This is a genomic window from Deferribacter autotrophicus (assembly GCF_008362905.1).
Lineage (GTDB): Bacteria > Chrysiogenota > Deferribacteres > Deferribacterales > Deferribacteraceae > Deferribacter > Deferribacter autotrophicus.
This window is the reverse complement of sequence record NZ_VFJB01000010.1, coordinates 141,856-149,654: the sequence shown is the minus strand read 5'-3', so window position 1 is coordinate 149,654 and position 7,799 is coordinate 141,856. Positions and strand designations below refer to the sequence as shown.

8 protein-coding genes and 1 rRNA gene are annotated in these 7,799 nt (G+C 33.4%); 7 read left to right on the top strand and 2 right to left on the bottom strand.

Going from position 1 to position 7,799, the window contains the following annotated elements; all coding sequences use genetic code 11:
• Window positions 1-8 precede the first annotated feature (8 nt).
• A 5S ribosomal RNA gene (gene rrf / locus FHQ18_RS12545) occupies window positions 9-126 on the top strand.
• Between the two features lie 8 nt (window positions 127-134).
• On the opposite strand, the gene FHQ18_RS12540 is transcribed toward rrf, so the two are convergent.
• Entirely contained in the window at window positions 135-926 is a 792-nt protein-coding gene (locus FHQ18_RS12540) for an SDR family NAD(P)-dependent oxidoreductase (protein ID WP_149267512.1), read from the bottom strand.
• A gap of 17 nt (window positions 927-943) precedes the next feature.
• Window positions 944-1,723: a patatin-like phospholipase family protein gene (locus FHQ18_RS12535; protein ID WP_149267511.1), complete on the bottom strand. Its 780-nt coding sequence runs from the start codon at window positions 1,721-1,723 to the stop codon at window positions 944-946.
• A gap of 91 nt (window positions 1,724-1,814) precedes the next feature.
• Between FHQ18_RS12535 and FHQ18_RS12530 the strand changes: the two genes are divergently transcribed.
• The 6 genes from FHQ18_RS12530 to purF are packed head-to-tail and all read left to right on the top strand — an operon-like array spanning window position 1,815 to window position 7,760.
• Window positions 1,815-2,483 (top strand): GntR family transcriptional regulator, encoded by a 669-nt coding sequence (locus tag FHQ18_RS12530; protein WP_149267510.1) that lies wholly within the window; start codon window positions 1,815-1,817, stop codon window positions 2,481-2,483.
• On the top strand, window positions 2,473-3,147 hold the full coding sequence (locus FHQ18_RS12525) for a GntR family transcriptional regulator (RefSeq protein WP_149267509.1): 675 nt from the start codon (window positions 2,473-2,475) through the stop codon (window positions 3,145-3,147). Before FHQ18_RS12530 ends, FHQ18_RS12525 begins: the two co-directional genes overlap by 11 nt.
• A 54-nt stretch (window positions 3,148-3,201) precedes the next feature.
• Window positions 3,202-3,447 (top strand): phosphoribosylformylglycinamidine synthase subunit PurS, encoded by a 246-nt coding sequence (gene purS / locus FHQ18_RS12520; protein ID WP_149267508.1) that lies wholly within the window; start codon window positions 3,202-3,204, stop codon window positions 3,445-3,447.
• A 1-nt stretch (window position 3,448) separates the two neighbouring features.
• Entirely contained in the window at window positions 3,449-4,144 is a 696-nt protein-coding gene (gene purQ / locus FHQ18_RS12515) for a phosphoribosylformylglycinamidine synthase subunit PurQ (RefSeq protein WP_149267507.1), read from the top strand.
• A gap of 2 nt (window positions 4,145-4,146) precedes the next feature.
• Complete coding sequence (gene purL / locus FHQ18_RS12510; protein ID WP_149267506.1) at window positions 4,147-6,372, top strand: phosphoribosylformylglycinamidine synthase subunit PurL; 2,226 nt, start codon at window positions 4,147-4,149, stop codon at window positions 6,370-6,372.
• The gene (purF, locus tag FHQ18_RS12505) at window positions 6,369-7,760 is read left to right on the top strand and encodes an amidophosphoribosyltransferase (protein WP_149267519.1); all 1,392 of its coding nucleotides are present in this window, start codon (window positions 6,369-6,371) and stop codon (window positions 7,758-7,760) included. The genes purL and purF overlap by 4 nt, the downstream gene beginning before the upstream one ends.
• Window positions 7,761-7,799: the final 39 nt, after the last annotated feature.

The window sequence follows — 7,799 nt, the reverse complement described above, 5'->3', positions numbered from 1 at the left end:
AGGACTGCTCTGGTGGTCATAGCGGAGGGGTAACACCCGTTCCCATTCCGAACACGGAAGTTAAGCCCTCCAGCGCCGAGAATACTGCGGGAAGATAACCCGTGGGAAGGTAGGTCGCCGCCAGAGCTTTTTTTTTATTTAATGTAATCTTTTAAGAAGTCTTTCGTAATATCGTATAATTCATCTTGAATAAATTTATCATAAACTACATCAGCAGCTTTAGTTTCCTTGAAATTCCTAAAATATTTTCCACTGATATCAATTGGTAAATCAAAAACAAATTTTATCATTTTATAACCTTCAAAAGTATCACTACCTATTGGTCCCCAATTGTCAATTAATAGTTTTGTATTGATTACTCCAGGATGTAAGCAGTTTACTGAAATATTTTTATTTTTTAATATGTCGTGTAATTTAAAAGTAAAGAGTATGTTGCAAAGTTTTGAAAGTGAATATGCTTCGTATCCTGAAGGAAATAGCTTATTTTTAATATCTGTTATATTTATGCTGTTTGAATGAGCCATAGATGATACATTTATAATTTTAGCTGGTTGGTTTGAAAGCAAATTGTCTAAAAGAATATGGGTAATGAGAAAGTGAGATAAATAATTTACTTGATAAGTAACTTCAAATCCATCAATTGTGTATTTAAAATTTTTAGAAAATGTAGCAGCATTGTTGATTAATACATTAATTGGATAATTATTTATTTTATTGAATGCTTCAAATGTTTCAGCTAAATCTGATAAATCTGCTTTGATTGTTATTATATCAATATTTGGAAAATCTTTTATAATAGTCTTTTGAAGGTTAATTAACTTATCTGATGTTCTTCCATGAATAATTAAGTTATAACCGAGTTTTGCTAATTCAATGGCTGTAGTTTTGCCGATACCATCAGTTGCTCCAGTAATAAGTATATACATTATAGTAACCTCATTTATTAATATTTGAGGATTTTGGAAGTGAATTCATAACCAATGTTAATTATTTCATCAGCAAGGTGGTAGTCAAGCATCCCAATATGATCAAGTGGTGGTGATAATAAAATATTTGGTTTATACTCTGATAAAATATATTTTGTTTGAAAGTAATTCATAATTGTAAATGATCTATAAAGAGTTGATATTATGTTTGGTATTTTGTCGTAAACCGTTTCTTTTACTTTTCCATTTAAATCGATAGCACAGATTCTTTTATAACCTTTTTTATGTAATATATCTATTGGAAGAGGATTTGATACACCACCGTCAACTAAAACTTGTCCATTGATTCTAAAAGGTGAAAAAATTCCAGGTATAGAAATACTGGCTCTTACAGCTTTAAAAAGGCTACCTTTACTAAAAACAACAGGTTTGCCTGTTTCTAAATCTGTTGCAACTATATAGAGAGGTATATGGGCATCTTCAATATTTACGTCACCAAGATTTTTCATAAAGAATTCACAAATCTTGTCTCCATCCATTAGTCCTTTATTAGGGAGAAAGTTTATGCTAAAGAGAGAAAACACTTTTGTTTTGTTAAGGGAAAGAACAAATTCTTCATATACATTCAATTTATTAAAAGCAAAATAGGAAGCAATTATTGCACCAATGCTTGAACCAGCAACAGCTTGAATATTATAACCACGTTCTAGTAAGAATTTTATTACACCAATATGTGCTAAACCCTTCGCAGAACCGCTGCCTAATGATAATGCAAGATTTTTATTTGTTATAAACATTAGAAAATCTTATAACAAAAAAAATTATATTTGACTAGTTTAAAATTATATATTAAAATTTAATTGCATACTGTATACAATTGGGGTTGGTGTGGAAGAGTTGTTGGAAACAAAGCCTTTAAGGGAAAAAATAGCTGATAAGATTAGGACTGATATTATTAAAGGTGTGTATAAAGATGGTGATCGTCTTGTAGAACCAAAACTAGCTGAAATACTTGGAATAAGTAGGACTCCAATTAGAGAAGCCCTTAGACAGCTTGAGAGTGAGGGGTTTGTTGAGATTATCCCTAGGAAAGGTGCAATTGTTAAAACGATGACACTTGAAGATGTGGATAATCTTTATGTGATTAAAGCTAGCTTAGAAGGTTTGGCTGCTCGCCAAGCTGTAAAATATATTAAAGATGAAGATATTGAAGAGATGTCAAAAATTAATCAGAGATTTCTTTATATTGCAAATAAAAGTAGTGATATAGTGGAGGAATATTTGAAGTATAATATTGATTTTCATAATATTTTTATAAAATTATCTCATAATGAAAAACTTGTTGAAATTTTAGAGGGACTTTCAAAAAATTTCCAAAGGATTAAAGGTATGTTGATTACTAAGTCTGATAGAGCATTAAAGGCTTATGAAGAACATAATGAGATAATAAAAGCATTTAAGTCAAAGAATGCAGAGTTGGTGGAGTTAAAAGTTAGATGGCATATTGAAAATAGTTGGAATTATATAAAAGAAAGGATGACTAGCTATGGCCATTAGAGATATTAGTATTGATAATGCTCCTTTAAGTGAAAAAATAGCTGAGACTATAAGAGATTATATATTAAAAGGTGTATTAAAACCTGGTGAACGCTTAACAGAACCTAAACTTTCTGACATTTTAGGGATTAGTAGAACTCCGATAAGAGAAGCTCTCAGAATTTTAGAGATGGATGGTTTTGTTACTATAATTCCTCGTAGAGGGGCAGTAGTTACTGATGTTACAGATAAAGACGTGGATGAAATTTTTGTTTTAAAGATAAGATTAGAATCTTTGGCTGCAAGGCTTGCGGTGGAGAATATGTTGGATGCTGATATTGATAAATTGAGAGATATTAATGCTAAGCTTGAGAGATTTAATGAAAATAAAAATGTTGCAGGGTTGATAAAAGCTAATAGTGATTTCCACGATTTTTTTATCAGAAAATCTGAAAATCAAAGATTAATAAAGTTTCTTGAAAGTTTGCAATCTCAGTTTAAAAGAGCTACTGCATATTCTTTTACAGAAGCTGGAAGAATAGTTAGTGTAATTGAGGAGCATAAAGAGATAGTTGAAGCTTTTGAGAAACGAGACGTTAATCTTGTTGAAAAGCTAGTAGAAAGACATATTCAAAACGGGTGGAAATTCATCAAATCTAAGGTTGCAAAGAAAAAAACTAGTTGATTTTTTCATAAAAATAATATTTAAAACCATAACTTGAATTTTGAGGGGTGCATAATGTCTAAAGTGAAAGTCTATGTAAAATTAAAGGATACTGTTTTAGACCCAGAAGGCCAAACAATTTGTAGTTCTTTGCATAAACTTGGTTATAAATTTGTTAAAAATGTCAGAGTTGGCAAAATATTTGAGATAGAAATGGATGATAATGTTGAAAATATAAATGAAAAAATTGAAGAGTTTTGTAATAAGTTGCTGGTAAATCCTATTGTTGAAGAGTTTTCTTATGAGATTGTAGAGGATTAAGATGAAAGCTGGAGTTGTAGTTTTTCCCGGTTCTAATTGTGACCATGATTGTTATCATGTGTTAAAACATGTTTGCGGTATAGAAACCTCTTTTATTTGGCATAAAGATACGGAAATTAATGATTATGATTTAATTGTTTTGCCAGGCGGTTTTTCTTATGGTGATTATCTTAGATGTGGAGCAATTGCTAGTAAGTCTCCCATTATGGACACTATTATAGATTTTGCTGAAAAGGGTGGCTATGTAATTGGTATATGTAATGGTTTTCAGATTTTAACTGAAAGTGGTCTTTTACCAGGTGCACTGTTAAAAAATAGAAGTCTTAAGTTTATATGTAAAAATGTATATTTAAGGGTTGAAAATAGTTTTACTCCATTTACAAGCCTATATTCTATAGGAGAAATAGTAAAAATACCTATAGCTCACATGGAAGGGAATTATTATATAGATGAAGATGGTTTGAAAGAATTAAAAAATAATTCTCAGATAGTTTTCAAATATTGTGATGAATATGGAGAAATCAATAAAGAGAGCAATCCAAATGGATCGATTGAGAATATTGCAGGGATAATCAATAAAAGGGGTAATGTGCTAGGAATGATGCCTCATCCTGAAAGAGCAGCTGAAGATATTCTTAGCAGTAAAGATGGTTTGTATCTTTTTAAAAGTATTATTGATTTTATCAAAGAGGGTTAAAAATGAGAATTTATGAAAGTTTTAACTATCCAGAAGTGAATGTAGATGTTGCGAAAGAGATGGGGCTTACTGAAGAAGAGTTCGAAAAAGCTGTAGAAATACTAGGACGAGTACCAAATTATATTGAGCTTGGGATATTTGCTGCAATGTGGAGTGAACATTGCAGTTATAAAAGCAGTAGAATTCATTTGAAAAAGTTTCCCACCGAGGCTGAATGGGTAGTTCAGGGACCTGGTGAAAATGCAGGAATAATTGAAATTGATGGTGATCTATGTGCTTGTTTTAAGGTTGAGAGTCATAATCACCCTTCTTATATTGAGCCTTATCAGGGGGCTGCTACAGGAGTTGGTGGTATATTGAGAGATGTTTTTACCATGGGTGCAAGGCCGATTGCCTGCATGGATGGGTTGAGGTTTGGCAATATAAAAGATGATAAAAGCAGATATATTTTTGAAGGTGTTGTTTCTGGAATTGCAGGGTATGGTAACTGTTTTGGAGTTCCTACAGTTGGTGGTGAAACATTTTTCCATGATTCTTTTAAGAACAATCCTCTAGTAAATGCATTTGCCTTAGGGGTTGTAAAAAAAGATAGGATTTTTAAAGCAAAAGCAGAAGGTGTTGGTAATCCTGTAATTTATGTCGGTGCAAAAACTGGTCGAGATGGTATACATGGGGCTACGATGGCCAGTGAAGAGTTTGGTGAAGATTCAGAAAAAAAGAGACCAAATGTGCAGATAGGGGATCCTTTTAAAGAAAAACTACTTTTAGAAGCTTGTCTCGAATTGATGAAGAATGATTTTATTGTAGGAATACAGGATATGGGAGCTGCTGGCCTCACAAGTTCATCCTTTGAGATGGCCTCAAGAGCTGGTTCTGGAGTTGAGCTTTATCTTGACAAAGTTCCATGTCGTGAAGAAGGGATGACACCTTATGAAATAATGCTTTCTGAGTCACAGGAAAGGATGCTGATTGTTGCAAAAAAAGGGTATGAGGATAAAGTACTAGAAATATTTGATAAATGGGATCTTGATGCTGAAATTATAGGAAAGGTTACTGATGATGGTTATGTAAGATTGTTTTGGAAAGATGAACAGGTGGCTGAACTTCCTGCAAAACCTCTGGGTGATGAGGCCCCAGTGTATGATAGACCTTATAAAGAGCCTTCATATTATAGAGAGTTGAAACATGATGACTTTGCTTTTGCCAATTTGGATCTTGATAAAACATTTGAAATGATGATTTCAAATCCTAATATTGCTTCTAAAAGATGGATTTTTGAGCAATATGATCACATGGTAAGAACGAACACTGCTGTTTTACCTGGATCTGATGCAACTGTTTTGAGATTGAAAGGGTCAAAAAAAGGTATTGTTCTTTCAATGGATTGTAATAGTAGATATTGTTATCTAGATCCATATAAAGGCGGTCAGATAGCTGTAATTGAAGCTGCCAGAAATGTAGCGATGAGTGGTGGTCGCCCTCTTGCAATTACAGACTGTTTAAACTTTGGTAATCCTGAAAAGCCTGAAGTAATGTGGCAGTTTGTAAAAGCTATAGAGGGGATGAGTTTTGCTTGCGAAAAATTGAATACTCCTGTCGTAAGTGGAAATGTGAGTTTTTACAATGAAACGGATGGTAAAGGGATATATCCTACACCTACTGTGGTTATGGTAGGAGTTATTGATGATGTGGAAAAAAGAATTGAATCCCATTTTGTTGGAGAAGGGAACTTAATTTATTTAATTGGTGAGAACAAAGGTGAAATTGGAGGAAGTGAGTTTTTATCATATTGCCTTGATATGGATGAAGGTGTTGTTCCTGAACCAAAAATTGAAGAAAATATAAAACTTATAAACTTTATGATTGATGCTGTTAAAAATGAACTGTTACTTAGTGCCCATGATGTTTCATTGGGTGGGCTTGTTATTACACTTTTTGAAATGTGTGTTAAAAATAAGATAGGTGCTCAAGTTCAGTTTGATTATAAAATGAATGATTTTAGATATCTTTTCAGTGAAACTCAGGGACTTGCCTTTGTGGAAGTTAATCCTGCTAAAGAAGAAAAATTTCTTTTATATGCGAATAAATACGGTTTACGCACTGAAAGAGTTGGAGTTACCGGAGGGAAAGAATTTAAAGTGAAAAAAGGTAGAAGAGTTGTGCTTTTATATGACCTTGAAGATTTAATTTACCAGTATGAAAGGGAAATTGAAAGATGGATGAAATAGTTTTTGACAAATTCCATGAAGAATGTGGAATAGCTGGTGTTTTCGGTGATAAAGATGCTGCTAATCTAGTTTATCTTGCTCTTTATGCTTTGCAGCATAGGGGGCAGGAAGGTGCTGGAATTGCCTGTTCGGACAGAAGAAGTTTGAGGGTAGAAAAGGGGCTTGGGCTTGTTGCGGATATATTTAAGAGAAGTATCCTTGAACGTTTAAGTGGGGATATTGCCATTGGACACAACAGGTATTCAACAGCAGGGGAGAATCATTTAAAAAATACCCAACCTATTGTGGCTGATATTAATCTGGGGTCTGTTGCATTAGTGCATAATGGGAATATTGTAAATGCTGATGTTTTACGTAATGAGCTTGTTTCAGATGGTGCAATTTTTACCTCAACTTCAGATAGTGAAATAATAATTCACCTGATGGCAAAGTCGAATGAGAAAAATATTATTGATGCTATTTCCAAAAGTGTCCAAAGGTTAAAAGGGGCTTTTTCTCTAATTTTTATGACAGAAAATATGATGATAGGGTTAAGGGATCCTTTTGGTTTCAGGCCTTTGATACTTGGAAGGATTCGCTCAAGCCATGTACTAGTAAGTGAAACATGTGCTCTTGATTTGATAGATGGTGAATTTATTCGTGAGATAGAGCCTGGAGAAATGATTATTATTACAGATGAAGGGATAGTTTCTTACTACCCATTTGAGAAGGTGGAAATTCATCCATGTATTTTTGAGTTTATTTATTTTGCAAGGCCTGATAGTAGAATTTTTAATAGAGATGTTTATGAGATAAGAAAGGCATTTGGTAGGAAGCTTGCAGAAGAGAGTCCTGTTGATGCTGATATTGTTATCCCTGTACCTGATTCAGGTATTGTTGCGACCCTTGGATATTCTGAATACAGTGGAATTCCTTATGAAATGGGATTGATAAGAAATCATTATGTGGGAAGAACTTTTATAGAGCCAGCCCAGTCCATAAGGCATTTCGGAGTAAAGCTTAAGCTCAATCCTGTTAAAAGTGTGATTGCAGGTAAAAGGATAGTGGTGGTGGATGATTCTATCGTAAGGGGGACTACCAGTAGAAAGATTGTAAAGATGTTGAAAGAAGCCGGTGCAAAAGAAGTGCATATGAGAATATCTTCGCCACCTACGAAATTTCCATGTTTTTATGGGATTGATACACCTACAAGGAGTGAGCTTATTGCTTCTACTCATACTATAGAGGAGATAAGAAAATATATTACAGCAGATAGCCTTGCTTATTTAAGCTTGGAAGGGATGCTTGACTGTGTTGAAAACAGCAGTTTTTGTCATGCTTGTTTTAGTGGGGCATACCCCACTTTGCATAAAGACGGTAACGGCTATAATCCAAAAAGTGAGGTATAAAAATGGAAGATAAGCTTATAATCAGATTATTTGGTTCAA

Coding starts and splice junctions, on each gene's coding strand:
- FHQ18_RS12540 (WP_149267512.1), bottom strand. CDS start 926: ATGTATATACTTATTACTGGAGCAACTGATGGTATCGGCAAAACTACA.
- FHQ18_RS12535 (WP_149267511.1), bottom strand. CDS start 1,723: ATGTTTATAACAAATAAAAATCTTGCATTATCATTAGGCAGCGGTTCT.
- FHQ18_RS12525 (WP_149267509.1), top strand. CDS start 2,473: ATGGCCATTAGAGATATTAGTATTGATAATGCTCCTTTAAGTGAAAAA.
- purS (WP_149267508.1), top strand. CDS start 3,202: ATGTCTAAAGTGAAAGTCTATGTAAAATTAAAGGATACTGTTTTAGAC.
- purQ (WP_149267507.1), top strand. CDS start 3,449: ATGAAAGCTGGAGTTGTAGTTTTTCCCGGTTCTAATTGTGACCATGAT.
- purL (WP_149267506.1), top strand. CDS start 4,147: ATGAGAATTTATGAAAGTTTTAACTATCCAGAAGTGAATGTAGATGTT.